Source organism: Mesorhizobium sp. LjRoot246 (assembly GCF_964254115.1).
Taxonomy (GTDB): Bacteria; Pseudomonadota; Alphaproteobacteria; order Rhizobiales; family Rhizobiaceae; genus Mesorhizobium.
In genome coordinates this window covers 4,147,659-4,171,332 of the sequence record NZ_CAXUSN020000001.1, presented here as the reverse complement: position 1 = coordinate 4,171,332, position 23,674 = coordinate 4,147,659, and the positions used below count along the sequence as shown (strand labels likewise).

The 23,674-nt window shown below is 61.7% G+C and carries 27 protein-coding genes; 20 read left to right on the top strand and 7 right to left on the bottom strand.

What is annotated here, in order from left to right; genetic code table 11:
• Nucleotides 1-30: 30 nt before the first annotated feature.
• From sseA to ACSQ3L_RS20245, 4 genes are all read left to right on the top strand, one after another.
• Nucleotides 31-882, top strand: a complete 852-nt coding sequence (gene sseA / locus ACSQ3L_RS20260; RefSeq protein WP_436161558.1) for a 3-mercaptopyruvate sulfurtransferase — start codon at nucleotides 31-33, stop codon at nucleotides 880-882.
• Between the two features lie 5 nt (nucleotides 883-887).
• Nucleotides 888-1,451 (top strand): GNAT family N-acetyltransferase, encoded by a 564-nt coding sequence (locus tag ACSQ3L_RS20255; RefSeq protein WP_436161557.1) that lies wholly within the window; start codon nucleotides 888-890, stop codon nucleotides 1,449-1,451.
• A gap of 100 nt (nucleotides 1,452-1,551) precedes the next feature.
• Complete coding sequence (locus ACSQ3L_RS20250) at nucleotides 1,552-2,019, top strand: DUF1203 domain-containing protein (protein WP_436161556.1); 468 nt, start codon at nucleotides 1,552-1,554, stop codon at nucleotides 2,017-2,019.
• Nucleotides 2,020-2,060: 41 nt separating this feature from the next.
• Entirely contained in the window at nucleotides 2,061-2,255 is a 195-nt protein-coding gene (locus ACSQ3L_RS20245; RefSeq protein WP_436161555.1) for a hypothetical protein, read from the top strand.
• Here the strand turns inward: ACSQ3L_RS20245 and ald are convergent.
• The gene (gene ald, locus ACSQ3L_RS20240) at nucleotides 2,216-3,331 is read right to left on the bottom strand and encodes an alanine dehydrogenase (RefSeq protein WP_436161554.1); all 1,116 of its coding nucleotides are present in this window, start codon (nucleotides 3,329-3,331) and stop codon (nucleotides 2,216-2,218) included. The genes ACSQ3L_RS20245 and ald overlap by 40 nt on opposite strands.
• A 156-nt stretch (nucleotides 3,332-3,487) precedes the next feature.
• Here ald and ACSQ3L_RS20235 point away from each other — a divergent pair, with 156 nt between their 5' ends.
• Nucleotides 3,488-3,961: an Lrp/AsnC family transcriptional regulator gene (locus ACSQ3L_RS20235; protein WP_436161553.1), complete on the top strand. Its 474-nt coding sequence runs from the start codon at nucleotides 3,488-3,490 to the stop codon at nucleotides 3,959-3,961.
• Nucleotides 3,962-4,588: 627 nt separating this feature from the next.
• Here ACSQ3L_RS20235 and ACSQ3L_RS20230 read toward each other — a convergent pair.
• The gene (locus ACSQ3L_RS20230; protein ID WP_436161552.1) at nucleotides 4,589-5,239 is read right to left on the bottom strand and encodes a 5-formyltetrahydrofolate cyclo-ligase; all 651 of its coding nucleotides are present in this window, start codon (nucleotides 5,237-5,239) and stop codon (nucleotides 4,589-4,591) included.
• Nucleotides 5,240-5,405: 166 nt separating this feature from the next.
• Here ACSQ3L_RS20230 and ACSQ3L_RS20225 point away from each other — a divergent pair, with 166 nt between their 5' ends.
• Together ACSQ3L_RS20225 and ACSQ3L_RS20220 are read left to right on the top strand one after the other, a co-directional pair.
• Complete coding sequence (locus ACSQ3L_RS20225) at nucleotides 5,406-6,671, top strand: NAD(P)/FAD-dependent oxidoreductase (protein WP_436161551.1); 1,266 nt, start codon at nucleotides 5,406-5,408, stop codon at nucleotides 6,669-6,671.
• 147 nt (nucleotides 6,672-6,818) lie between these two features.
• Nucleotides 6,819-8,798 carry a bifunctional 2',3'-cyclic-nucleotide 2'-phosphodiesterase/3'-nucleotidase gene (locus ACSQ3L_RS20220; RefSeq protein WP_436161550.1) on the top strand — a complete coding sequence of 660 codons (1,980 nt, stop codon included), beginning with the start codon at nucleotides 6,819-6,821 and terminating at the stop codon, nucleotides 8,796-8,798.
• A 103-nt stretch (nucleotides 8,799-8,901) separates the two neighbouring features.
• Here ACSQ3L_RS20220 and ACSQ3L_RS20215 read toward each other — a convergent pair whose 3' ends face one another.
• Both ACSQ3L_RS20215 and ACSQ3L_RS20210 read right to left on the bottom strand, forming a co-directional pair.
• Complete coding sequence (locus tag ACSQ3L_RS20215) at nucleotides 8,902-10,158, bottom strand: class I SAM-dependent methyltransferase (RefSeq protein ID WP_436161549.1); 1,257 nt, start codon at nucleotides 10,156-10,158, stop codon at nucleotides 8,902-8,904.
• 53 nt (nucleotides 10,159-10,211) lie between these two features.
• Nucleotides 10,212-10,352, bottom strand: coding sequence for a hypothetical protein (locus ACSQ3L_RS20210; RefSeq protein ID WP_436161548.1), 141 nt, complete (start codon nucleotides 10,350-10,352; stop codon nucleotides 10,212-10,214).
• Between the two features lie 136 nt (nucleotides 10,353-10,488).
• Between ACSQ3L_RS20210 and ACSQ3L_RS20205 the strand changes: the two genes are divergently transcribed.
• From ACSQ3L_RS20205 to ACSQ3L_RS20180, 6 genes are all read left to right on the top strand, one after another.
• Complete coding sequence (locus ACSQ3L_RS20205) at nucleotides 10,489-10,623, top strand: hypothetical protein (RefSeq protein WP_292190335.1); 135 nt, start codon at nucleotides 10,489-10,491, stop codon at nucleotides 10,621-10,623.
• Between the two features lie 98 nt (nucleotides 10,624-10,721).
• A complete protein-coding gene (locus ACSQ3L_RS20200) occupies nucleotides 10,722-11,012 on the top strand; it encodes a Dabb family protein (RefSeq protein WP_436161547.1) in 291 nt (96 codons plus the stop codon).
• 73 nt (nucleotides 11,013-11,085) lie between these two features.
• Nucleotides 11,086-11,976, top strand: a complete 891-nt coding sequence (locus ACSQ3L_RS20195) for a VOC family protein (RefSeq protein ID WP_436161546.1) — start codon at nucleotides 11,086-11,088, stop codon at nucleotides 11,974-11,976.
• Nucleotides 11,973-12,833, top strand: a complete 861-nt coding sequence (kdsA, locus tag ACSQ3L_RS20190; protein ID WP_436161545.1) for a 3-deoxy-8-phosphooctulonate synthase — start codon at nucleotides 11,973-11,975, stop codon at nucleotides 12,831-12,833. The genes ACSQ3L_RS20195 and kdsA overlap by 4 nt, the downstream gene beginning before the upstream one ends.
• A 93-nt stretch (nucleotides 12,834-12,926) precedes the next feature.
• Nucleotides 12,927-13,130, top strand: coding sequence for a dodecin family protein (locus ACSQ3L_RS20185; protein WP_436161544.1), 204 nt, complete (start codon nucleotides 12,927-12,929; stop codon nucleotides 13,128-13,130).
• A gap of 75 nt (nucleotides 13,131-13,205) precedes the next feature.
• The gene (locus tag ACSQ3L_RS20180) at nucleotides 13,206-13,571 is read left to right on the top strand and encodes a PRC-barrel domain-containing protein (protein ID WP_436161543.1); all 366 of its coding nucleotides are present in this window, start codon (nucleotides 13,206-13,208) and stop codon (nucleotides 13,569-13,571) included.
• A 57-nt stretch (nucleotides 13,572-13,628) separates the two neighbouring features.
• Here the strand turns inward: ACSQ3L_RS20180 and ACSQ3L_RS20175 are convergent, their stop codons facing one another.
• Complete coding sequence (locus ACSQ3L_RS20175) at nucleotides 13,629-13,754, bottom strand: hypothetical protein (protein WP_292190321.1); 126 nt, start codon at nucleotides 13,752-13,754, stop codon at nucleotides 13,629-13,631.
• A gap of 204 nt (nucleotides 13,755-13,958) precedes the next feature.
• On the opposite strand from ACSQ3L_RS20175, the gene eno reads away from it, so the two are divergent.
• Entirely contained in the window at nucleotides 13,959-15,233 is a 1,275-nt protein-coding gene (eno, locus tag ACSQ3L_RS20170) for a phosphopyruvate hydratase (protein ID WP_436161542.1), read from the top strand.
• A gap of 188 nt (nucleotides 15,234-15,421) precedes the next feature.
• Here eno and ACSQ3L_RS20165 read toward each other — a convergent pair whose 3' ends face one another.
• Nucleotides 15,422-16,018: a gamma carbonic anhydrase family protein gene (locus tag ACSQ3L_RS20165; protein WP_436161541.1), complete on the bottom strand. Its 597-nt coding sequence runs from the start codon at nucleotides 16,016-16,018 to the stop codon at nucleotides 15,422-15,424.
• Nucleotides 16,015-16,533, bottom strand: coding sequence for a MarR family winged helix-turn-helix transcriptional regulator (locus ACSQ3L_RS20160; RefSeq protein ID WP_436161540.1), 519 nt, complete (start codon nucleotides 16,531-16,533; stop codon nucleotides 16,015-16,017). The genes ACSQ3L_RS20165 and ACSQ3L_RS20160 overlap by 4 nt, the downstream gene beginning before the upstream one ends.
• Nucleotides 16,534-16,747: 214 nt before the next feature.
• Between ACSQ3L_RS20160 and ACSQ3L_RS20155 the strand changes: the two genes are divergently transcribed.
• From ACSQ3L_RS20155 to lpdA, 6 genes are all read left to right on the top strand, one after another.
• The gene (locus ACSQ3L_RS20155; protein WP_436161539.1) at nucleotides 16,748-17,071 is read left to right on the top strand and encodes an FtsB family cell division protein; all 324 of its coding nucleotides are present in this window, start codon (nucleotides 16,748-16,750) and stop codon (nucleotides 17,069-17,071) included.
• Nucleotides 17,072-17,265: 194 nt separating this feature from the next.
• Complete coding sequence (gene pdhA, locus ACSQ3L_RS20150) at nucleotides 17,266-18,303, top strand: pyruvate dehydrogenase (acetyl-transferring) E1 component subunit alpha (RefSeq protein ID WP_436161538.1); 1,038 nt, start codon at nucleotides 17,266-17,268, stop codon at nucleotides 18,301-18,303.
• A 15-nt stretch (nucleotides 18,304-18,318) separates the two neighbouring features.
• Nucleotides 18,319-19,716, top strand: a complete 1,398-nt coding sequence (locus ACSQ3L_RS20145; RefSeq protein ID WP_436161537.1) for a pyruvate dehydrogenase complex E1 component subunit beta — start codon at nucleotides 18,319-18,321, stop codon at nucleotides 19,714-19,716.
• 18 nt (nucleotides 19,717-19,734) lie between these two features.
• The gene (locus ACSQ3L_RS20140) at nucleotides 19,735-21,135 is read left to right on the top strand and encodes a pyruvate dehydrogenase complex dihydrolipoamide acetyltransferase (protein ID WP_436161536.1); all 1,401 of its coding nucleotides are present in this window, start codon (nucleotides 19,735-19,737) and stop codon (nucleotides 21,133-21,135) included.
• A 148-nt stretch (nucleotides 21,136-21,283) separates the two neighbouring features.
• Complete coding sequence (locus ACSQ3L_RS20135) at nucleotides 21,284-21,919, top strand: SGNH/GDSL hydrolase family protein (RefSeq protein ID WP_436161535.1); 636 nt, start codon at nucleotides 21,284-21,286, stop codon at nucleotides 21,917-21,919.
• 222 nt (nucleotides 21,920-22,141) lie between these two features.
• The gene (lpdA, locus tag ACSQ3L_RS20130; RefSeq protein WP_436161534.1) at nucleotides 22,142-23,587 is read left to right on the top strand and encodes a dihydrolipoyl dehydrogenase; all 1,446 of its coding nucleotides are present in this window, start codon (nucleotides 22,142-22,144) and stop codon (nucleotides 23,585-23,587) included.
• Nucleotides 23,588-23,674: the final 87 nt, after the last annotated feature.

The window sequence follows — 23,674 nt, the reverse complement described above, 5'->3', positions numbered from 1 at the left end:
TCGCCGCAAGAAGGCGGTCAGGAGAAGAAGATGGCCGAGGACAGCCCTTTCACCGTCGACGCGGACTGGCTGCAACAGCGCCTGGGCGAGCCGGGCCTGACGATCATTGACGCATCCTGGTACCTGCCTGCGCAAAAGCGTGATGCGCGCGGCGAGTACGATGCCGCCCACATACCAGGCGCACGATTTCTGGATCAGGATGCGGTTTCGGATCCGGATTCGCCCTTGCCGCATACGCTGCCGTCACCGCAGCATTTTGCCCAATATGTCGGTTCGATGGGCGTTTCGGCCGACGATACCATCGTCGTCTATGACGGTCCGGGTTTCTTCTCGGCGCCCCGGGCGTGGTGGATGTTCCGGGTGATGGGCGTCTTCCAGACCTACATTCTGGACGGCGGCTTCGATGGTTGGAAAGCCGCCGGCCGACCGGTAACGGCCGAACCGACGAAGATCGCGCCAAGCGTGTTTTATCCGGATTTCGACGCCAGTCGCGTCGCCAGCCTCGCCGACATGCGCCGGATCGTCGACACCAGGGAGAGCCAGATCGCCGATGCCCGTGGACCGGGTCGCTTTACAGGCACCGAGCCTGAACCGCGCGCCGGTATCCGCTCCGGCCATATGCCTGGCGCGCGCAATCTGCCCTATTCGGCGCTGTCGGAAAGCGGCAAGCTGTTGTCGAAGGACCGCCTGCGCAAGGTGATCGAGGAGGCCGGCATCGATCTGTCGAAACCTGTCGTCACCTCCTGCGGTTCCGGCATTACCGCGGCGGTGGCGACGCTGGCGCTGGAAACGCTTGGCCATACGAACAACAAGCTCTACGACGGCTCATGGACGGAGTGGGGCGGGCGTTCCGATACGCCTGTCGTGACCGGCAAGGAATGAAGACGATGGAAAACGGCGCATTGGAAGACATCGAAGTGACGGTGACGTTTCTCGAGATGCATGTGCCGCCGGCCTATTCGCCGCCCGTGCCCTACAACCGTCAGATCGCGCTGCTGAAGACCAAGGACATTCCGCTGCATTTCTACCGCTATCTGATGGACCGGGTGGGGCGCAAATGGCACTGGGTCAATGTGCTGCGGCTGGATGACGAGGAGCTTTCTGCCGGCATCCACCGCGAGGATCGCGACATCCGGGTACTCTACCTCGACGGCGCGCCGGCCGGTTTTTTCGATCTCAAGCCGCATCTGCCGGAAGAAGTCGAGCTTGCCTATTTCGGCATGATGGACCATGCGACCGGGCAAGGCATCGGCCGTTGGTTCCTGGGCTCCGCCATCGCCGCCGCATGGTCGTACGGACCGAAGCGGGTGACGGTGCAGACCTGCACGCTCGATCATCCGGCCGCTCTGCCGCTCTACCAGAAGCTCGGTTTTGCACCGGTGGCGCAGAAGAAGGAAACCGTGCATCCGCTGCCTTTCGCCGAGCGCTCGGCCAGCGTCATGCGGCCGTGATGCCAGCTGAAATCTGAGCCATCCGCTACTTCGCAGGAATCGGGTGGGAGGCGGGGGTTCAAGGGCATAGTTTCCGGTCGACGACACCGGAGATTTCACCATGACCATTCAGTTCAAAGCCTTGCCGACCGAAGATGTCAGAGCGCTGCAGCGCGGCGGCGCCGATGCCTATGGAAACACGCCCGAGCGAAAGATCTCCGACGGTGACGGCATGCCTTGCCGGCATTGCCTGAAGAACATCGCCGCCGGTGACGCTTACCTCATTCTAGCCTACCGGCCATTCCCGGAGCTTCAGCCCTATGCCGAAACCGGGCCGATCTTCCTGCACGCGCAAGAATGCGACCGCGCCGCCGGGAGCGAGGCGCTTCCCGAGATCCTCGAAAGCCCCGATTACATCGTCCGCGGCTATGGCAGCGATGACCGCATCGTCTACGGCAGCGGCGGCGTCATTCCGACCGGAGCCATTGCCGCGCGGGCCGAGACCTTGTTCGAACGCGACGATGTCGCCTACGTCCATGTCCGTTCGGCACGCAACAATTGCTACCAGTGCCGCATCGAGCGCGCTTGAGGCCTGTCGTACTCCCGTCGCATGATCGCGATAGAAGGCCATTGTCGATCGATTTGCCGACCGCGGATGAACCGGCGGCAAATCTCGACATCGAGGAAGCGGGGCTTTGGCTCCGCTTTTTTGTTGCCCGCCGTCAGGTCAAGAAAAAACCCGCCGGAATGAACCGGCGGGCTGACGGAGGAAATATGAAGTCCAATCAGGCGGCGAGAACGGCCTTCGGCTCGACCAGTTCGTAGCCGAGTGCTTCGGCGACCGCCCGGTTGGTGATCTTGCCCTTGTGGACGTTGAGGCCGTTGCGCAAATGATGATCGTCGATCAGCGCCTTCAGGCCCTTGTCGGCAAGCTGCAGGCCATAGTGAAGCGTCGCGTTGTTGAGCGCGTGGGCCGACGTGACCGGCACGGCGCCGGGCATGTTGGCGACGCAATAGTGGATGACGCCGTCGACCTCGTAGGTAGGATCGGCGTGGGTGGTTGCATGCGAGGTCTCGAAGCAGCCGCCCTGGTCAATGGCGACGTCGACCAGCACGGAACCCTTCTTCATGCCCGAGAGCATTTCGCGCGAAACCAGCTTGGGCGCCGCGGCACCCGGGATCAGCACCGCGCCAACGACGATATCGGCTGAAAAGCACTCTTCTTCGAGCGCCTCGACGGTCGAGTAACGGGTGTGGACGCGCCCGGCGAAGAGGTCGTCAAGCTGGCGCAGGCGCGGGATCGAGCGGTCGATGATGGTGACATCGGCGCCAAGGCCGGCTGCCATCCTGGCGGCGTGCAGGCCGACAACGCCGCCGCCGAGCACGGTGACCTTGCCGGGCAACACGCCGGGCACGCCGCCCAGCAGCACGCCGCGGCCGCCATTGGCCTTCTGCAGCGCCGTGGCGCCGGCCTGGATCGACAGGCGTCCGGCAACTTCCGACATCGGCGCCAAGAGCGGCAGGCCGCCACGATCGTCGGTCACGGTCTCGTAGGCGATTGCTGTCACGCCGGAAGCGAGCAGGCCCTTGGTCTGCTCCGGATCCGGAGCGAGGTGAAGGTAGGTGTACAGGATCTGCCCTTCGCGAAGCTGCGCCCATTCACTGGGCTGCGGCTCCTTGACCTTGACGATCATGTCCGACTTGGCGAACACGTCGGCAGCCGTCTTGGCAATCGTGGCGCCGGCGGCGCGATAGGCGTTGTCATCGGCGCCGATGCCGGCCCCAGCCCCGGTCTCGACCAGCACTTCGTGGCCGTGGGCGACGTATTCGCGGACCGAGCCTGGTGTAAGGCCGACGCGGTACTCGTGGTTCTTGATTTCCTTGGGGCAGCCGATGCGCATTTTCTTCTCCTGATCCGGCCCGTTTGGGCTCGCTCCCTGTATGGATGGAGTGAACCACGAATCGTTGCGCAGGTGTTTGCGAATGCGCTTGCACCAACGGGCGGGTTTCGATAATCGTTGCGAAAAATGGATGGATATTCGCAGGATTCACGAAAAATGCGGCTCGACAGGATTGATATCGCCATTCTTGAGACTTTGCAGAAGGATGGTCGGATACCCAACGCGGCACTTGCCGAGAAGGTTGGCCTTTCGCAGTCGGCCTGTTCGCGCCGGCTCGACAATCTGGAGAAATCCGGAACCATCCGCGGCTATCACGCGCGGCTCTCCAATGCAGCACTTGGCCACCAGATGACGGCGATCGTGCACATATCGTTGTCAGGACAGTTCGAGAAGACGCTGTCGGATTTCGAGGCGGCGATCAAGCGCTGTCCGAACGTGCTGTCCTGTCATCTGATGTCGGGCGAGTACGACTACATCTTGAGGATCGCGGCAAAGGATCTCGTCGACTATGAGCGCATCCACAAGGAATGGCTGTCGGCGATGCCGCATGTGACCAAGATCAACTCGTCGTTTGCGTTACGTGAAATCGTCGACCGTACGGCCATGGGCATGAAGCCGGAGATGGCCTAACGCCAAAGGCACAGGCGGACGTCCTTCCCAACATAGCATGCGCCTTTGCGCCGAAGTTCTCCCCAATCTCCTGCTTCACCGTGAGTTGCGCGAATGTCCGAGTTCCCATAGCCTTCCCAAAAATCACCGTCCTTATATACAACTGCCCAGTAATCTTCGGACATTTCACCAGCTCCACTATTCGTATCAGGGTAGTCGATACCTGCAAAAACTTGCCGAGGTCCCTGGATATTGAAATCGCCGCCCTTCTCGATTTGATAGGAGCATCTTCCGGATATGCGAGTCTGACCCTTAACAATAAGCAGGCAGCGGCCCCATTTATAACCGCTCGGTAAACGATGCTGTGGTTGCGCATGCGAAGGCGAAAAGGAAAACGCAATTACAAGCGCAGCCGCTATAGTTCGTCCGATCATCCTATCAGCCCGCCCAGAGCGCATGTCGAAACGTTCCTCCGCAGCATGTCCTCTTAAAGATCATGTTATTTATCGACCAAGTCGGATTTTTGTCACGTGACATTCGTGCTGCTACACGGCGGCAGGATGGATCGATTGACACACGTTGGTCGTACCTGAGGTGTCATTGCGTCGGGTGATCCCAACCAACAGGCCTCGCTGCCGTCGTGTCCACCTAGGCCTCGGTGACGATCCGATCCATCGGGATATCGTGCGGCTGCGGGTAGATGGTGGCGATGCGTTGCAGCTCGTAGCCGACACCGATGACCAGCGGCTTGAACGGCATCGCCGCCAACGTGCGGTCGAAGAAACCGCCGCCATAGCCCAGGCGGTAGTTCCCGGGATCGATACCGACGATCGGCGAGATGACGATGTCCGGCAGCACCGGATCGCCCTCGGCTGGGATCGGGATGTTCCAGACGCCTTTCTCCAGCCGGTCGCCCGCTTTGTAGGCACGAAAGATCAGCGGCTGCCCTTTCTCGACAACGATAGGCAGCGCGGTCCGGCCGCCGCGTTCATTGATGGCTGCCATCCATGGCCGTAGATCTGGCTCGCCGCGGAACGGCCAATAGAGACTGACCATGCGGCCGGCGATCTCGCCGATGATCGCATCGAGACCTTCCGCAATGCGTTGTGACATCGACGTTCGCGTGTCGGCCGAAACGCCAAGACGTGTGGCGATCAGGCGTTCGCGCTCGGCCTTGCGCCAGCGCCTGACATCGGTCCAGTCGCTTAGAGGTGCACGAACCTCCGGATCGAGTTCATGCATGAAACAAGGCGGCGAAGAATACTGCGCCGGAGCGTCATCGTCATGATCGTCAGCCATACCTCACCTCGTCGTACCGTCTCGAGAACGCTATACCCGGCCACTATGTCCGACATGTGCATTCACGACATTCGGAGGCGGCTCCCGGGCATCGTCAGGGGGATGGAGCGTTGTTGCGGTGCACAAGAGCACCTACATCAGATCGGATGCATTGGGGTGAAGTGAGATGAACCAGGCCAGCCATCGTGTCGTCGTTGTCGGCGCCGGTTTCGGCGGTCTTGAATTCACGCGTGCGCTTGATGGCGCGCCGGTGCGCATCACCATGATCGACAAGCGCAATCATCACCTTTTCCAGCCGCTGCTCTACCAGGTAGCGACCACCGCTTTGGCGACGTCCGAGATTGCCTGGCCGGTCCGCCATCTCCTGCGCAAGCGCAAGGATGTGACGACGCTACTCGCCACCGTCGTCGGCGTCGATCGCGCCGGCAAGCGTGTGTTGCTCGATGATGGCAGTTCGGTCGCCTACGACACGCTGCTGCTCGCCACCGGTGCCCGCCATGCCTATTTCGGCCATGACGAATGGGAACCTTTCGCGCCCGGCCTGAAGACGCTGGAAGACGCCACCACGGTTAGGCGGCGCATCCTATTGGCTTTCGAGCAGGCCGAACAGGAAACCGATCCGGTCAAACGCCAGGCGCTGCTGACCATCGCGATCGTCGGCGGCGGGCCGACCGGCGTCGAGCTTGCCGGCACCATCGTCGAGTTGGCGCATGACACGCTGCATGGCGAGTTTCGCAACATCGATACACGCGACACGCGCGTGGTGCTGATCGAGGCCGGTGACCGTATCCTCGCCAATTTTGCGCCGAAACTTTCCGACTATGCCGGCAAGGCGCTGGAGCGGCTCGGCGTGACGGTCGAGCTCGGCCGGGCGGTTACGCGTTGCGACGCCGAGGGCGTCGTGTTCGGTGACAAGCAATTGGCGGCCAAGACAATCCTGTGGGCGGCGGGCGTAGCCGCTTCACCGGCCGCCGAGTGGCTCGGCGCGGCCGCGGACCGGGCGGGCAGGGTGCTGGTCGAGCCCGATTTGAGCGTGCCCGGCAGCCCGGAGATTTTCGTCATCGGCGATGCCGCCCATGTCCTGCGGCCCGACGGGCGGCCTGTTCCCGGCGTCGCACCAGCCGCCAAGCAGCAGGGCCGGCATGTTGCCGCCACGCTGAAGGCGCGGCTTGCCGGCGACACCACCCCGCGGCCGTTCCGCTACCGGCATGACGGCGATCTGGCGACGATCGGCAAACGCGCCGCCGCCATCGATTTCGGCTGGATTAAGCTTACCGGTTGGCTCGCCTGGTGGCTGTGGGGAGTGGCCCACATCTATTTCCTGATCGGCTTCCGCAACCGGCTTGCGGTTTCGCTGAGCTGGCTATGGATCTACGCGACGGGACAGCGCAGCGCGCGGCTGATCACCCAGGGCGACGACGACAAGGGCTGATTTTCTCACCTGGATCGTTCATCCGCACGTCATCTGTTGCTGATCGACTGGCGGCTTGATGCGCGCAACTTATTGAATGGACTCAGGTTGAATTCAGCGCGAAGTTCGCTTCGGGGCAGGGCTTGTCAGATCGTCGAAGGAGAAAACATGCCGCAACTGCTCCGTCCCGTCTCCCGTCGTGATCTCCTTGCGGGTGCCGCCGCCACAGGGGCGCTGATCATGCTGCATCCGTTCTCAGCCCGGGCTCAAGCTAACCAGGCGCATCTTCGGATCATGGAAACGACCGACATCCATGTGAACGTGCTGCCCTACGATTACTACGCCGACAAAGCGAACGACACGATGGGCTTGTCGCGCACGGCCTCCCTCGTCGATGCCGTGCGCAAGGAGGCCATCAATTCGATGCTGATCGACAATGGCGACCTGCTGCAGGGCAATCCGATGGGTGACTACATCGCCTATGAGAAGGGGCTGAAGGACGGCGACCTGCATCCGATCATGAAAGGCATGAACCTGCTCGGCTACGAATGCTCGACGCTGGGCAACCACGAGTTCAACTACGGCCTGTCGTTCCTGGACAAGGTGCTGGCCGGTGCTAATTTCCCGTTTGTCTGCGCCAATCTTATCCGTGGCACCGAGCTTGCCGCGAACCCGCGCGACGATAAGCTCTATCTCAAGCCGTACGTGATCCTCGACAAGAAGATCAAGGACGGATCGGGCGCCGAGCAGCCGATCAGGATCGGCATCATTGGCTTCGTGCCGCCGCAGATCATGGTCTGGGATCTCAAGAACCTCGAAGGCAGCGTCAAGACGCGCGACATCGTCGAGGCGGCCAAGGCCTGGGTGCCGCAGATGAAGGAGGAGGGCGCCGACATCGTCATTGCGCTCTCGCATTCCGGCATCGACGTGAAGCAGGGCGAGATGATGGAGAACGCCTCGTTCTTCGTCGCCGGTGTCGACGGCATCGATGCGGTGTTCACCGGTCACCAGCATCTGGTGTTTCCCGGCAAGAAGGATTTCCAGTCGCTCGAAGGTGTCGACACGCAAAAGGGGATGCTGCAGGGCAAACCCGCCGTCATGGGCGGCTTCTGGGGCTCGCATATGGGGCTGATCGACCTGATGCTGGAGCGCGACGGGTCGAAATGGAAGGTCGTTTCCGCCACCTCCGAGGCGCGGCCGATCTTCGAACGCGTCGACAACAAGAACAAGCCGACCGTCCCGGATGACAAGCGCATCATCGCGGCCCTCGAACAGGACCACCAGGCGACACTGGCCTATGTGCGCCGGCCCGTCGGCAAGACCTCCGCGCCGCTCTATTCCTATTTCGCGCTGGTCGCCGATGATCCGTCGGTGCAGGTCGTCAGTCAGGCGCAGACCTGGTATCTCCGGGATATTCTGAAGAACACGCAATGGAAGGATGTGCCGCTTTTGTCGGCGGCCGCTCCGTTCAAGGCCGGCGGACGCAATGGCCCAGACTACTATACCGACGTGCCGGCGGGCGACATCGCCATCAAGAACGTCGCCGACCTCTATCTCTATCCCAACACCGTGCGGGCGGTTGAAATCACCGGAGCGCAGGTCAAGGAATGGCTGGAAATGTCGGCCGGCATCTTCAACCGGATCGAGCCGGGGAAGGCCGACCAGGCGCTCATCAACACCGACTTCCCATCCTACAATTTCGACGTCATCGACGGCGTCAGCTACAGGATCGATCTGTCGCAGCCGCCGAAATACGACGCCAAGGGCGGGCTGGCGAACGCCGACGCCAGTCGTATCGTCGACTTGAGTTTCGATGGAAAACCGATTGATCCCAAAAAGAAATTCGTCGTCGCGACCAACAATTATCGGGCCGGCGGCGGCGGCAACTTCCCTGACATCAACGCCTCGAAGATCATCTACGAGGCGCCGGACACCAATCGCGACGTCATCGTCCGCTACATCGTCAGCGAGGGCACGATCAACTCGTCGGCCGACGGCAACTGGTCGTTCGCGCCGCTGCCGGGAACCAGCGTTGTGTTCGAAACCGGCGCCAGGGCCAAGGATTTCATTGCGCAGGTGACTTCGCTGAAGATCGAGCCGGCGGGCGAGGGCGAGGCAGGCTTCGCGAAATACCGCATCCTGCTTTGAGCGCTGTTATTCAAGATATTGCTGAGCCGACTTTGCAATGAATCTCAGGAAACAAGCAGCGCGCCGCGCGGGCTTGAGTCCACACTGTCACCGCAGTGTCGGCCTACGCCTTGTAGACCACCTGGCGCACGTCGATGTAGCTGGCGCGGAATCCGGCTTCGCAATAGTGCAGGTAGAACTCCCACAGCTTCTTGAAACGGTCGTCGAAACCGAGTGGGACGATCTTCTCCCATGACGCCCGGAACCGCTGGCGCCATTCGGCGAGCGTACGCGCGTAGTCATCGGGAAATACGCGCTCGCGCAGATGGGCAAGGCCGTGATCCTTGCCGAGCGCTTTCAGGATCGATGGCGTCGGCAGCATGCCGCCGGGGAAGACGTAGCGCTGTATGAAATCCGGCCTTGCGCGGTACGTGTCGTAGGCGGCTTCGTTGATGGTGATGATCTGCAGGCCCGCGGTGCCGCCGGGTCTCAGGCAGGTCTTCATCTTGCCGAAAAACACCGGCCAGTATTTCTCGCCGACCGCCTCGAACATCTCGATCGAGGCGATGCGGTCATAGGTGCCGGTTTCGTCGCGATAATCCTGCAGCTTGATGTCGACCTTGTCGGCAAGCCCGGCCTTGGCGATGCGTGCCTTGGCGAAATCGTGCTGCTCGCGGCTAATCGTCAGCCCGGTGACACGGCAGCCGATCTCGCGCGCCGCGAATTCGGCGAAGCCGCCCCAGCCGCAACCAATTTCCAGCACATGGTCCTTCGAGCCGATCCCTGTATCCTTGGCGAGCGCGCGATATTTGGCGGCCTGGGCGCTTTCCAGGTCGTTGGCACCGGTCGTGTAGAGCGCCGAGGAATAGGTCATGCTCGGATCGAGCCATTCCTTGTAGAAGGCATTGCCGAGGTCGTAATGCGCCGAGATGTTGCGCTTCGAGCCGGTGCGTGTGTTCTCGTTGAACCAGTGACGGATGCGCTGGACGGTGTTGATCAGCCAGCTGGCGCCGCCCGCGATACGCTCGCCAATAACCGAATTGACCACGAACAGCTCCAGGAAACTGGTCACGTCAGGGCTATCCCAATCGCCGTCCATGTAGGATTCGGCAACGCCGATCGTGCCGCCGGAAAAGGCGCGGCCGGGCAAGCGCCAGTTCTTGAGCACCAGTTCGGCGTCCGGACCGGGTCCCCTGCCGCCGACGAGGACGGCGCGGCCGTCCGGCAGCCTGACCTTGAGCGAACCGCGTGGCAGGTTCATCGCCGCCGACAGCACCATGCGCGCCTTGGCCGGCAGGCCCTTGACGATCTCGGCGAAATTGAATTCGTCGAGCCTGATCGCGTCGCTCAACGCTATGCCAAAATGTTCCTTGTGCGCCATCCCATACCCCTCCGCGGTGTCGGCGCGAATTGCCGAGCCCCGGTTCTCGCGGTTCATTCGCCAGGTCCGAACGCCATTGGCTGATCCCGGCAGCTGACCGGTTCGGCGGCAGGCGGGCTCGAACGAAAGCGCTCACCCCTTGACCAGAGCTTCAGCACTTCCCAGTGAATCCCTGCCGCAATCTTCCACGTCATGAGGGGGGACTTCAAGAGGCAGGCTGTAAGCGGGGCTGTGCCACCTCGCTGGCGTTGATCTGCCTTTTGCACAGCAAAGGCCGAACGCGCCAAAAACGCCTATGGCTGCAGCATGGCTTGTGCGATAGATTTAGCCATGCGTTATGTAGTCGTCATTGCCGCCATCGCGTTTTTCCTGATCTGGGACGGCATGTACAATCAGGGCCGGTACCTCGACTCCACTGTGAGGGGGGTCTCGCACGTCGTGCGATCCGTCACCGGCAAGGTCTAGCGTCCATCCGCACAACTGGCAGCCGCGACATCCTTGTCGATTGACGCGACCGGTCTGCCGTCACAAAAGACCCCAGCATTTTGATCGAGGAGGCGGGGTTGATCCGGCATATCGTTTTCTTCAGCGCGCGGCGCAAGGAGGATGTGGAGGCTGTGCGCACCGGGCTGCTGGCGCTCGGTGACATTCCTCATTCCAGCCTTTTCGAGGTCACGCTCAACACCAAGGTGGACCCACTGTCGGATGAGGTCGATGTGGTCGTCTATGCGGAGTTCGCCGATGACGCCGCGCTGGCCGCCTACAAGGCGCATCCGCTCTATGCGCAGACCACCAGCAAGGTCAAACCAATGCGCGAACTGCGCTATTCCGCCGATGTCGTCGCAAGGGGCTGATCGATAGGGCCAACCGGCCGCGACCGCGATCAAGTCTTGAACCGGCTTGCGGAATGATGCACATCGCGCCTGCATGACCCGATCCACAGCTGCCGGCACTCATCCGCTCGATCACATGGTGCTGCCGACGCGCAGCCTCGATGTGGCGCGAGCCCGCCTGACCTCGCTTGGCTTCGTCGTTGCCCCGACCGGCATCCATCCCTTCGGAACGGAAAACTGCTGTGTTTTCCTGGCCGACGGCACCTATCTCGAACCGCTCGCGGTCGGTGACAAACAGGCGGCGACCAAGGTTATCGCGGACGGCAATGTCTTCGTCACGCGTGATCGCGTCTATCGCGACAGCCACGGCGACGAGGGATTTTCCGCCATGGTGCTGGGTACGGGCAATGCGGATGCCGACCATGCACGCTATGTCGAAGCCGGCATCTCGGCGGGAGACATGCTGGGTTTTTCGCGCGCCTTCACGGATCCGGCCGGCAAAAGCGACATCGCATCGTTCAAGCTCGCCTTCGCGGCAGGAGTCGAGGCCACGGACGCCTTCCTGTTTGCCTGTGAGCGCGTCAATGCGCCTGATGTGGACCGCACGGCCTTGCAGGCCCACGCCAACGGCGCCACCGGAATTGTCGAAGTGGCGGCGGTCAGCGACAGGCCTGCCGAACAGCGCCGGTTGATTTCCGTGGCGGTGGACGATCCAACCGCCGATGGGCAGGGCGGCACGTTTCACTTGCCGAATGCAGATTTGAGCGTGCTCGACGCCGCGTCTTTCACCGCACGTTTTGGCCTGCCAGCCGGCGCGCCGACAAAACTTCGCTTCGCCGCGGTGGTCTTTTCGGTTCGGAGTGCCGATGTCACCTCGCGGCTGCTTGCAGCCAATTCCATCAAACACGATATAGCGGGCAATGATATTGTCGTGCAGCCCGCACCCGGACAGGGCGCGGCTTTCATCTTCCGGGAGATCCAATGAGCAAGCCGCAAGTGTCCAATTCGATGGCGCCCAATTCGTCGGTAACCGTCGGCAATGTCGTCTTCGACAACCATGCTGCTTTGTCCCTGATCGCTGGCCCGTGCCAGTTTGAATCGCGCCAGCACGCCTTCGACATGGCCGGCGCGCTGAAGGAACTGACCGGCAAGCTCGGCATAGGTCTCGTCTACAAGACCAGCTACGACAAGGCCAACCGCACCTCGCTGTCGGCAACGCGCGGCGCCGGCATGGAAGCGGCACTTCCCGTCTTCGACGAATTGCGCAAGGAATTTTCGCTCCCTGTGCTGACCGATGTCCACACAGAGGAACAGTGTGCGATCGTTGCGCCGCATGTCGACGTCCTGCAAATTCCGGCTTTCCTGTCGCGCCAGACCGATATGCTGGTCGCCGCGGCGAAAACCGGCAAGGTCATCAATGTGAAGAAAGGGCAGTTCCTCGCCCCCTGGGACATGAAGAACGTCGTCGCCAAGATCACCGGATCCGGCAACGCCAATGTGCTGACCACCGAGCGCGGCGCGTCCTTTGGCTACAACACGCTGGTGTCCGACATGCGGGCTCTGCCTGTCATGGCCGAGATCGGCGCGCCGGTGATCTTCGATGCCACGCATTCGGTGCAGCAGCCGGGCGGGCAGGGCGGCTCCTCGGGTGGCGAGCGCCGCTTCGTCGAGACGCTGGCCCGCGCCGCTGTCGCTGTCGGCGTCGCCGGCGTGTTCATCGAAACCCACCAGGACCCGGACAATTCGACCTCTTCCGATGGCCCGAACATGCTGCCGTTGAAGGACATGCCGGCTCTGCTCGAGCGGCTGATGGCATTCGATCGCATCGCCAAGGGTCTCTAAGCCAGACGCCACCTGCCGACTGCCGGCGCTTGTGGAAGGCATAGGCTGGCTGTACGCTTGCCCTGCAAATGAGCGTTTTGGCAGGAGGAAGCCATGTCCGTTGCCCGCGTCACCGAAATTACCTCGTCGTCGACGAAGAGCTTTCAGGACGCCATCGAACAGGGGATTGCGCGCGCATCGAAAACCCTGAAGAACGTCGAAGGCGCTTGGGTCCAGGACCAGAAGATCGTGGTCGAGGACGGCAAGATCGCTGCCTATCGCGTCAATATGAAGGTCACCTTCATCCTCGCGGAATGACGGCGAAAAAGTCGGGAACTTTCGCTCGCGCCCCTCATTGTCAAACATGGTTCAACGACAATGAGGAGCAAGATCATGACAACCCAGACAGGCCACACCCAAGCCATTGCCGCTTCGCGAGTCATCGGCACTTCGGTCTATAATGCCGAAGGCAAGAGCATCGGCAGCATCGAGGACGTCATGCTCGACAAGACGTCGAATGGTATCATGTTCGCGGTGATCGGTTTCGGCGGCTTCCTCGGCATCAGCGAAAAATATCACGCCATTCCGTGGGCAAGCCTCGATTATGATGAGGACAAGGGCGGCTATGTCGTGCCGTTCTCCAAGGAACAGCTTAAGGCCGCGCCCGCCTATTCGATCAACGAACTGACCGGCGCGGATGGCGAGATGGCGCGCGACGCGTCCTATGACTATTACAAAGTCGCGCCTTACTGGCATTGACCCCTGCAAGCAAAAGGCCCCGTCGAGAGACGGGGCCTTTTGGATTCGATGCGGTACCTATTGGCCGATATGCAGCGCCGACAGGGGCGCCGTAGCCTTGGGCGGCGACTGCTGATTGTCGCACGATGTCAGAAAGGCCGCCGCAATCAGGAACAAACTCACGATACCGCTCAACTGGGACATGGCGAAACTCCTCCTGTTTCGCCCCGCGCACCCCTATCATAACCGCAAGCTGGGTCTGCCGTACATGACTAATGATGACAGCGATTTGCGCTTCGTGAATCGTCTGGTCTGATGTCACGGCAATAATTGCGAGCCGGCCGATTGCCTTTTGCGGCACTTTGGCTAAGACGTGCGGCATTCTTCAGATCAATCGGGGACATTGCAATGACCGCCATCGTCGACATTGTCGGGCGTGAAATCCTGGACAGCCGTGGAAATCCGACCGTCGAGGTCGATGTTATTCTCGAAGACGGTTCGATGGGCCGCGCGGCGGTGCCGTCGGGCGCCTCGACCGGTGCCCACGAGGCCGTCGAACTGCGCGACGGCGGCGCCCGCTATCTCGGCAAGGGCGTGCTCAAGGCTGTCGAAGCGGTGAACGGCGAGCTGTTCGAGGCAATCGGCGGCATGGAAGCCGAAAACCAGATCCACATCGATCAGACCATGATCGAGCTTGACGACACGCCCAACAAGAGCCGGCTCGGCGCCAACGCCATTCTCGGCGTGTCGCTGGCGGTGGCCAAGGCAGCGGCCGAAGCCGCCGGCCTGCCGCTCTACCGTTATGTCGGCGGCACCAAGGCGCATCTCCTGCCGGTGCCGATGATGAACATCATCAATGGCGGCGCGCATGCCGACAACCCGATCGACTTCCAGGAATTCATGATCTTGCCGATCGGCGCGCCGACGCTGCGCGAAGGTGTTCGCTGGGGTTCGGAAATCTTCCACACGCTGCGCAAGAAACTGAAGGACGCCGGCCACAACACCAATGTCGGCGACGAGGGCGGCTTTGCGCCGAACCTGAAGAGCGCTCCGGTGGCGCTCGATTTCGTCATGGAATCGATCGAGCAGGCAGGCTTCAAGCCGGGCGAGGAGATTGCGCTCGGCCTCGATTGCGCCGCGACCGAGTTCTTCAAGGACGGCAACTACGTCTATGAGGGCGAGAAGAAGACGCGCGACCCCAAGGCGCAGGCCAAATACCTGGCCAAGCTTGCCGCCGACTATCCGATCATCTCGATCGAGGACGGCCTTGCCGAAGACGACTGGGAAGGCTGGAAGTATCTGACCGACCTGATCGGCAAGAAGACCCAGCTGGTCGGCGACGACCTGTTCGTCACCAACACCGCAAGGCTGCGCGACGGCATCCGCATGGGCGTTGCCAATTCGATCCTGGTCAAGGTCAACCAGATCGGCTCGCTGACCGAAACGCTCGACGCCGTCGAGACCGCGCACAAGGCCGGCTACACCGCCGTCATGTCGCACCGCTCGGGCGAAACCGAGGATTCGACCATCGCCGATCTCGCCGTTGCCACCAATTGCGGACAGATCAAGACCGGCTCGCTGTCGCGCTCGGACCGCATGGCCAAGTACAACCAGCTGATCCGTATCGAGGAAGAACTCGGCAAGCAGGCAAGCTATGCCGGCAAGTCGGTGGTCAAGGGCTGATCCGGGGCAAATTTCCAGGGAATGTGTAGGGCGGGTCATTCGCCTACCGCCAAGGCGCGTCACACGGCCTCATGTGAGGCGCCTTTCCTATGATCGCTGCGCACCCTCGGTCTGGCCGGTGAGCAAGCTTTGGGCAGACATCCAACTAGCGAGCTTGAACGGGAACGCTTCTGCTGCGGCGGAAGCGCTCAAGCGCTTTCCGTGCGATGGACGCCTAGCGCCGCCGAGAGGTTTGCAGTGACCTTCTGCATTACGTCAGGCAAGTTTCGCTCGACACCGTAGACGAAGCCTGGGAAATCGAGCGGTTTCTGGTGTGACCAGATCGCCTCATGCTGGTCCGGGGGCAGAATCTGAGCCGGATCGCCAACGGCAATCCAACCGATCGGTACGACCGTACCAGGTTCGAGGCGGGTACGCAGGTGAACAACGCCATTGATGCGGACTTCTGATCCGCGCCCTATGTGCGCACCATGGAAAACCGCCGCACCTGTAGCGATAAAAACCTCATCGCCGACTTCTGCGCCAACCACGTGGCTGTTGGGACCCACAAGGCAATAATTCCCCATAGTACAAGGATGACTTGCTGTGGCCCGGATCACCGCATTTTCCAACACGATACAGTTGCGGCCAATGCGGATCGATCCGCCAGCCTCTGCCACAAGGCGGGCGCCATGCATGACCCGGCTGCCGGCGCCAATGACGACATCGCCGCATACTGTGGCATCCGGGGCGGCCCAAGCATCGGTGTCGATCGCAGGCGAATGCCCCGCATAAGAAATGATCATCGCTGGCTCTCCTCTCTCTCGATCTCAGCCGCGCGGCAGCCGATCGGGCAAACCTCATGTCCGCAAAGATCATGCTCGCAGAGGCGACACGTTGTTTTCGCGAAAGCGCGGGAAGTAGTCGCGCCGGCAAGAATCTCATCCAGCATGGAAACAAAGTGCCGCTGCTTTTCCGGTTGCAGCGCGGACAGCAATCCGTCGAGCGCGGCGAGCCGAAGAGCTTGCATTTCCCTGACCTGTGCGTGGCCAGTCTCGGTCAGCGTCAGCGGAGTGACGCGACCCTCCGGCTTGCCACGCACTATCAGCGCCTGCCGTTCCAGCCCGTCGATCAAACGCACGGCGGTCGGTTGACTGACACCGACGACGTCGGCGAGTTCCGTCGTCGTCAACCCCGGTTTGAAGTGCAGCATCGACAACACTGCCGCCGCGCTCGGTGAAAGTTCTCTCAAGGCGGCTTCTGTCCTGTCGCGAATCATGGCGCCGAGTGCGCCGAGTTTGTTGGCGTCTAATAATTGCATAGCATATGCATATATTATTTCAGGAGTACGTCAACTGGTTTCCCCGCATGCAAGCTGGGCGATCGCAATGGATTGAGAAGAAAAAATCGAAGGCCGGGTGCAACTTGGCGGGCATTTCCCGCTCGCCAATCCCATGGTTGTAACCGTCCGTTAAGCACAATCGGGCGAAAAAGATCGTGCGCCGCCTGAGTTCGCGGCCGAGAGGAATCGGGCGATGTGGACGCGTCAGCACAAGCAGAGAAACACCGGCCGGCTGATCATTCCCTCGCTCTGCGTGGCGTTCCTGGCCTATTTCGGCTTTCATGCCTATCACGGTGAATTCGGCATCAATTCGAAATATCAGTTGGAGGCCCAGACGGTTGCGCTGCAAGGCCAGCTCGACGTGATCAAGGCGCGACGGATGGAGCTGGAACGCCGCGTTCGGCTCATGCATGAAGGCACGCTGGAGAAGGACATGCTCGACGAGCAGGCGCGCAAGGCGCTCAATCTGTCCCAGCCTGACGAGATCACCATCATGCTGCCGGCCTCAGCGAAATAACCGATATTCAGTTAATCGCCAATATTTTCAATGATTTTAATCGCTTAGGCGCATGCCAGCTATGCAAATTCGGCATGGCGCAACGCTTTGACGCGTGTTAGCCTCCCGGAAATCGGTGGGGAGGAGCTGATCTCCCCAGAGCAGATTTCATCTTGCTCTAATGTCCACAAAGAGACGCCAACAGGGAGTGATGCATGGCCACCGCCGCCAGAAAAGCGCCTGCCAAATCCAAATCCGACGGCAAATCGGGGCTTTCCGCACCCAAGCCTGCCGAATTCACCAAGGATGAAGAGCTCGCCGCCTACCGGCACATGCTGCTCATCCGCCGCTTCGAGGAAAAGGCCGGCCAGCTTTACGGCATGGGTTTCATCGGCGGCTTCTGCCACCTCTATATCGGCCAGGAAGCGGTCGTCACCGGCATGAAGATGGCGTTGATCGACGGCGATCAGATGATCACCGCCTATCGCGACCACGGCCACATGCTGGCGATGGAGCTTTCGCCGCGTGGCGTGATGGCCGAGTTGACCGGGCGTCGTGGCGGCCTGTCACGGGGCAAGGGCGGCTCCATGCACATGTTCTCCAAGGAAAAGCACTTTTACGGCGGCCACGGTATCGTCGGCGCGCAGGTGTCTCTTGGTACTGGTCTGGCCTTCGCCAATCGCTACCGCGACAACAACAATGTCTCGCTGACCTATTTCGGCGACGGCGCCGCCAACCAGGGCCAGGTCTATGAAAGCTTCAACATGGCCTCGCTGTGGAAGCTGCCGGTGATCTACATCATCGAGAACAACCGCTATGCCATGGGCACCTCGGTCTCGCGCTCTTCGGCGGAAACCAACTTTTCGCATCGTGGCGCCTCGTTCAAGATTCCCGGCATCCAGGTCGACGGCATGGACGTGCGCGCCGTCAAGGCCGCCGGCGACCAGGCGACCGAATGGTGCCGCGCCGGTAACGGACCGATCATTCTCGAAATGCAGACCTATCGCTATCGCGGCCACTCGATGTCCGACCCGGCGAAATATCGCTCCAAGGAAGAAGTGCAGAAGATGCGCTCGGACCACGACCCGATCGAGCAGGTCAAGGCGCGGCTGATCGAGAAGAAGTGGGCGACCGAAGACGAATTGAAGACCATCGACAAGGAGGTCCGCGACATCGTCGCCGACGCCGCCGAATTTGCCCAGAACGACGCGGAGCCGGATCCGTCCGAGCTCTGGACCGATATCGTATTGTAACGGGAGGGCAAGGACATGCCGATCGAAATTCTCATGCCCGCTCTCTCGCCGACCATGGAAGAGGGCAATCTTTCCAAGTGGTTGAAGAACGAAGGCGATAAGGTCGTCGCTGGCGACGTCATCGCCGAGATCGAGACCGACAAGGCGACGATGGAAGTCGAAGCCGTCGACGAAGGCACGCTGGGCAAGATCCTGATTGCCGCCGGCACCGAAGGCGTCAAGGTCAACACGCCGATCGCCGTTTTGCTGCAGGATGGCGAAAGTGCCGGCGACATCGGCAAGGCCGCGGCGCCAGCCAAGGCGGAAGCACCTGCAAAGGCAGAGGCTCCGGCCGAGGACAAGGCGGAGGCCGCGAAGCCGGCCGCCGCACCGGTGGCTGCTGCTCCGAAGACGGAAATCGCCGCCGATCCGGACATTCCGGCCGGCACCGAGATGGTTTCGACCACCGTGCGCGAAGCGTTGCGCGATGCGATGGCCGAGGAAATGCGCCGCGACGGCGATGTCTTCGTCATGGGCGAGGAGGTTGCCGAATACCAGGGCGCCTACAAGATCACGCAAGGCCTGCTGCAGGAATTCGGGCCGCGCCGTGTCGTCGACACGCCGATCACCGAGCACGGCTTTGCCGGCGTCGGCGTCGGTGCCGCGATGGCCGGCCTGAAGCCGATCGTCGAGTTCATGACCTTCAATTTCGCCATGCAGGCGATCGACCAGATCATCAACTCCGCTGCCAAGACGCTCTACATGTCTGGCGGCCAGATGGGCGCGCCGATCGTGTTCCGTGGACCGAACGGTGCCGCCGCCCGCGTCGCTGCCCAGCACTCGCAGTGCTATGCCGCCTGGTACAGTCACATCCCGGGCCTCAAGGTCGTGATGCCTTACACCGCGGCAGACGCCAAGGGCTTGCTGAAGGCTGCAATCCGCGATCCGAACCCGATCATTTTCCTCGAGAACGAGATCCTCTACGGCCAGTCCTTCGACGTGCCGAAGCTGGATGATTTCGTGCTGCCGATCGGCAAGGCGCGCATTCACAAAACCGGCAAGGATGTCACCATCGTCTCGTTCGGCATCGGCATGACCTATGCGGTCAAGGCCGAGGCGGAACTGCGCGGCATGGGCATCGATGCCGAGATCATCGACCTCAGGACCATCCGCCCGCTCGACCTCGACACCATCATCGCCTCGGTCAAGAAGACCAACCGGCTCGTGGTGGTTGAGGAAGGCTATCCGCAGAGCTCGGTCGGCGACCATATCGCCAACCAGGTGTCGCAGCGCGCCTTCGATTTCCTCGACGCTCCGGTCATCACCATCGCCGGCAAGGACGTGCCGATGCCCTATGCGGCCAACCTCGAGAAACTGGCGTTGCCGAACATCGGCGAAGTCGTCGAGGCGGTTAAAGCCGTCACGTATCGCTGAACCGGGCGGGAGGACAAAATGCCAATCAACATCACCATGCCGGCCCTGTCGCCCACGATGGAAGAGGGCAATCTGTCCAAGTGGCTTGTGAAAGAGGGCGACAAGGTTTCGCCGGGCGATGTCATCGCCGAGATCGAGACCGACAAGGCGACGATGGAAGTCGAGGCCGTCGATGAGGGGACGGTGGCCAAGCTCGTCGTTCCCGCCGGCACCGAAGGCGTCAAGGTCAACGCGCTGATCGCCGTGCTTGCCGGAGAAGGTGAGGATGCAGGCGCTGCCGCGAAAAGCGATGGTGGTGCTGCTCCAGCGAAAGCCGAGACTCCCAAGGTGGAAGCGCCGAAGTCGGAGGCTCCCACCTCCCCCTCTGATGGGGGAGGTCGCGCCGCAGGCGCGGGTGGGGGTGAACCCGCCGCCGCAACCCCCACCCCGGCCGGAAGGCCGGCCGACCCTCCCCACAAGGTGGAGGGTGAAGCACGCACCTTCGCCTCGCCGCTCGCACGCCGCATCGCCAAGGAAGCCGGCGTCGACGTGTCCGCAGTGACCGGCACCGGTCCGCATGGGCGCGTGGTGAAGGCTGATGTCGACGCCGCGATTGCCGGCGGCGGCGCAAAGCCTGCCGCCAAAGCCGCGCCCACTGGCGCTCCGGCTGCTGCGCCTAGCGTGAAGGCGATGTCGGACGAGCAGGTGCTGAAACTGTTCGAACAAGGCTCCTACGACCTCGTGCCGCACGACAATATGCGCAAGACCATCGCTCGTCGTCTGGTCGAGGCTAAGACCACCATCCCGCATTTCTACCTGACGCTCGACTGTGAGCTCGATGCGCTTCTGGCGCTGCGCACGCAGATCAATGCGGCGGCCCCGGTGAAGAAGACCGACAAGGGTGAGGCGCCTGCCTACAAGCTGTCGGTCAACGACATGGTGATCAAGGCGATGGCCATGGCGCTGAAGGCGGTGCCGGATGCCAATGCGTCATGGACCGAAAGCGCCATGGTCAAGCACAAGCATGCCGATGTCGGCGTTGCGGTGTCTATCCCGGGCGGGCTGATCACGCCGATCATTCGGCATGCGGACGAAAAGACGCTGTCCACCATCTCCAACGAGATGAAGGATCTGGCCAGCCGTGCCCGCAGCCGCAAGCTGAAGCCGGAAGAGTATCAGGGCGGCACCACGGCGGTGTCCAACCTCGGCATGTTCGGCATCAAGGACTTTGCCGCCGTCATCAACCCGCCGCATGCGACCATCCTGGCGGTCGGTGCCGGCGAGGAGCGGGCAGTGGTCAAGAACGGCGAGATCAAAATCGCCACCGTGATGTCGGTGACGCTGTCGACCGACCATCGCGCCGTCGACGGTGCGCTGGGTGCTGAACTGCTGGTCGCCTTCAAGCGCCTGATCGAAAACCCGATGGGCATGCTGGTCTAGGAAGGGAGAGGGCGGTGCGGATAGTCTTCACCAGCCTCTTCGCTTTCATTCTTTCCGGATTCGCCGGCCGCCTGGTCGTTCGGAAACGGGCGGTCACAACCCATGCATGGCGGGTGAAGTGTGGGTTGATCAACGCACAGGTGGGCGCATGAAGACGGTTCTTTGCTACGGCGACTCGCTGACCTGGGGCTACAATGCCGAAGGTGGCCGCCATCCGCTGCAGGACCGCTGGCCGAGCGTGCTGCAGGCAGCGTTGGGCACCGGCGTGCATGTGATTGCCGATGGTCTCAACGGCCGCACCACGGCCTTCGACGATCATCTGGCCGGCGCGGACCGCAACGGTGCAAAACTGTTGCCAACCGTGCTTACGACCCATGCGCCGATCGACCTGATTGTCATCATGCTCGGCGCCAACGACATGAAGCCATGGATCCATGGCAACCCGGTCGCGGCCAAGCAGGGCATCGAGCGGCTGATCGACATCGTGCGCGGCCACGACTACCCGTTCGACTGGCCGGCGCCGCAGATCCTGATCGTTTCGCCGCCCCTGGTCAGCCGTACAGACAACGCCGAGTTCAAGGAAATGTTTGCCGGCGGCGACGACGCTTCGGCGCGCTTGGCGCCGCTCTACGCCGCCCTTGCCGATGAAGCCGGCTGCGGCTTCTTCGACGCCGGCGGCGTGGCGCAAACCACCCCGCTCGACGGCGTCCACCTCGATGCCGAAAACACGCGAAACATCGGCAATGCGCTGGCGCCGCTGGTGCGCGTGATGTTAGCCACATGATAATTGAAGCATTTCTGATCATTGGCATTTGGTTGGTTGTGCATTGGCAAGGCCGCCGGAGTCGGCTTCTTGCAGGCTACGCATTTCTGGGGCTCTGGGTTTCCGACGCCCTTTCGATACTGATGCATGAGCCAGCTTTCGCGCCTCCAATGCTGAGGTACGAGCCAATTTCGATACCGAAGCCTTCTTTCGGTGAAGTCTCGACTCAATAAGGACCCCAAAATGGCTGAATCCTACGACGTCATCATCATCGGCTCCGGCCCTGGCGGCTACGTCACGGCTGTGCGTTCCGCCCAACTCGGCTTCAAGACGGCGATCGTCGAACGCGAACATCTCGGCGGCATCTGTCTCAACTGGGGCTGCATCCCGACCAAGGCGTTGCTGCGCTCGGCCGAGATCATGCATTATTCGGATCATCTGAAGGATTACGGGCTGAAGCTCGACGGCAAGGTCAGCGCCGACGCAGCGGCCGTGGTCGACCGCTCGCGCAAGGTGTCGCTGCGGCTCAATGGCGGCGTTGCCTTCCTGATGAAGAAGAACAAGGTCGACGTGATCTGGGGCGAAGCCAAGCTCTCGAAGCCCGGTGAGATCGTCGTCTCCAAGACGGCCAAGAAGCCGATGGAGCCGCAGCCGCCAGTGCCGAAAGGCGTCAAGGGCGAGGGCACCTATACCGCCAAGCACATCATCCTGGCGACCGGTGCCCGGCCGCGCGCACTGCCGGGCATTGAACCGGACGGCAAACTGATCTGGACCTATTTCGAGGCCATGGTGCCTAAGGAGATGCCGAAGTCGCTGCTGGTCATGGGATCAGGCGCCATCGGCATCGAATTCGCTTCTTTCTATCGCACCATGGGTGCCGACGTGACTGTGGTCGAACTGCTGCCGGCGGTGATGCCGGTCGAGGACGCCGAAGTCTCGAAATTCGCGCAAAAGCAGTTCGAGAAGCAAGGCATGAAGATCATTCTCGAAGCCAAGGTGATTAAGGTCGAGAAGGGTGCAAACTCGGTCACCGCGCATGTCGAGATGAAGGACGGCAAGGTCGAGAAGATCACCGCCGACCGCATGATCTCGGCCATAGGCGTGCAGGGCAACATCGAGAACCTCGGGCTTGAAGCGCTCGGCGTAAAGACGGATCGCGGCTGCATCGTCATCGACGGTTACGGCAAAACCAATGTGCCGGGCATTTACGCCATCGGCGATGTCGCAGGCCCGCCGATGCTCGCCCACAAGGCCGAACACGAGGGCGTCGTGTGCATCGAAAAGATCGCTGATTTTCCCGGTGTGCATGCCACCGACAAGCTCAAGATTCCCGGCTGCACCTACTGCAACCCGCAGGTCGCCTCCGTTGGCCTGACGGAAGCCAAGGCCAAGGCCGAGGGCAAGGACATCCGGGTCGGGCGCTTCCAGTTCGCCGCCAATGGCAAGGCCATCGCGCTCGGCGAGGACCAGGGCTTCATCAAGACCATCTTCGACAAGAAGACCGGTCAGCTGCTCGGTGCCCATATGGTCGGCGCCGAAGTGACCGAGCTGATCCAGGGCTTTGTCGTGGCGATGAACCTGGAGACGACCGAGGAAGAGCTGATGCACACCATTTTCCCGCACCCGACGCTGTCGGAGATGATGAAGGAAAGCGTGCTCGACGCCTATGGCCGCGCGCTCAACGCGTGATAAATTGAAAGCGCTGGTACAGATGGAAACCGGCGGCAAGGCAGTTCGTTTGCGGATGCGTTTTCACCCATCACACAAGGAGAAGGC

Coding starts and splice junctions, on each gene's coding strand:
- sseA (WP_436161558.1), top strand. CDS start 31: ATGGCCGAGGACAGCCCTTTCACCGTCGACGCGGACTGGCTGCAACAG.
- ACSQ3L_RS20255 (WP_436161557.1), top strand. CDS start 888: ATGGAAAACGGCGCATTGGAAGACATCGAAGTGACGGTGACGTTTCTC.
- ACSQ3L_RS20250 (WP_436161556.1), top strand. CDS start 1,552: ATGACCATTCAGTTCAAAGCCTTGCCGACCGAAGATGTCAGAGCGCTG.
- ald (WP_436161554.1), bottom strand. CDS start 3,331: ATGCGCATCGGCTGCCCCAAGGAAATCAAGAACCACGAGTACCGCGTC.
- ACSQ3L_RS20235 (WP_436161553.1), top strand. CDS start 3,488: ATGCGGCTCGACAGGATTGATATCGCCATTCTTGAGACTTTGCAGAAG.
- ACSQ3L_RS20230 (WP_436161552.1), bottom strand. CDS start 5,239: ATGGCTGACGATCATGACGATGACGCTCCGGCGCAGTATTCTTCGCCG.
- ACSQ3L_RS20225 (WP_436161551.1), top strand. CDS start 5,406: ATGAACCAGGCCAGCCATCGTGTCGTCGTTGTCGGCGCCGGTTTCGGC.
- ACSQ3L_RS20220 (WP_436161550.1), top strand. CDS start 6,819: ATGCCGCAACTGCTCCGTCCCGTCTCCCGTCGTGATCTCCTTGCGGGT.
- ACSQ3L_RS20215 (WP_436161549.1), bottom strand. CDS start 10,158: ATGGCGCACAAGGAACATTTTGGCATAGCGTTGAGCGACGCGATCAGG.
- ACSQ3L_RS20210 (WP_436161548.1), bottom strand. CDS start 10,352: ATGACGTGGAAGATTGCGGCAGGGATTCACTGGGAAGTGCTGAAGCTC.
- ACSQ3L_RS20205 (WP_292190335.1), top strand. CDS start 10,489: ATGCGTTATGTAGTCGTCATTGCCGCCATCGCGTTTTTCCTGATCTGG.
- ACSQ3L_RS20195 (WP_436161546.1), top strand. CDS start 11,086: ATGACCCGATCCACAGCTGCCGGCACTCATCCGCTCGATCACATGGTG.
- kdsA (WP_436161545.1), top strand. CDS start 11,973: ATGAGCAAGCCGCAAGTGTCCAATTCGATGGCGCCCAATTCGTCGGTA.
- ACSQ3L_RS20185 (WP_436161544.1), top strand. CDS start 12,927: ATGTCCGTTGCCCGCGTCACCGAAATTACCTCGTCGTCGACGAAGAGC.
- ACSQ3L_RS20180 (WP_436161543.1), top strand. CDS start 13,206: ATGACAACCCAGACAGGCCACACCCAAGCCATTGCCGCTTCGCGAGTC.
- ACSQ3L_RS20175 (WP_292190321.1), bottom strand. CDS start 13,754: ATGTCCCAGTTGAGCGGTATCGTGAGTTTGTTCCTGATTGCGGCGGCC.
- eno (WP_436161542.1), top strand. CDS start 13,959: ATGACCGCCATCGTCGACATTGTCGGGCGTGAAATCCTGGACAGCCGT.
- ACSQ3L_RS20165 (WP_436161541.1), bottom strand. CDS start 16,018: ATGATCATTTCTTATGCGGGGCATTCGCCTGCGATCGACACCGATGCT.
- ACSQ3L_RS20160 (WP_436161540.1), bottom strand. CDS start 16,533: ATGCAATTATTAGACGCCAACAAACTCGGCGCACTCGGCGCCATGATT.
- ACSQ3L_RS20155 (WP_436161539.1), top strand. CDS start 16,748: ATGTGGACGCGTCAGCACAAGCAGAGAAACACCGGCCGGCTGATCATT.
- pdhA (WP_436161538.1), top strand. CDS start 17,266: ATGGCCACCGCCGCCAGAAAAGCGCCTGCCAAATCCAAATCCGACGGC.
- ACSQ3L_RS20145 (WP_436161537.1), top strand. CDS start 18,319: ATGCCGATCGAAATTCTCATGCCCGCTCTCTCGCCGACCATGGAAGAG.
- ACSQ3L_RS20140 (WP_436161536.1), top strand. CDS start 19,735: ATGCCAATCAACATCACCATGCCGGCCCTGTCGCCCACGATGGAAGAG.
- ACSQ3L_RS20135 (WP_436161535.1), top strand. CDS start 21,284: ATGAAGACGGTTCTTTGCTACGGCGACTCGCTGACCTGGGGCTACAAT.
- lpdA (WP_436161534.1), top strand. CDS start 22,142: ATGGCTGAATCCTACGACGTCATCATCATCGGCTCCGGCCCTGGCGGC.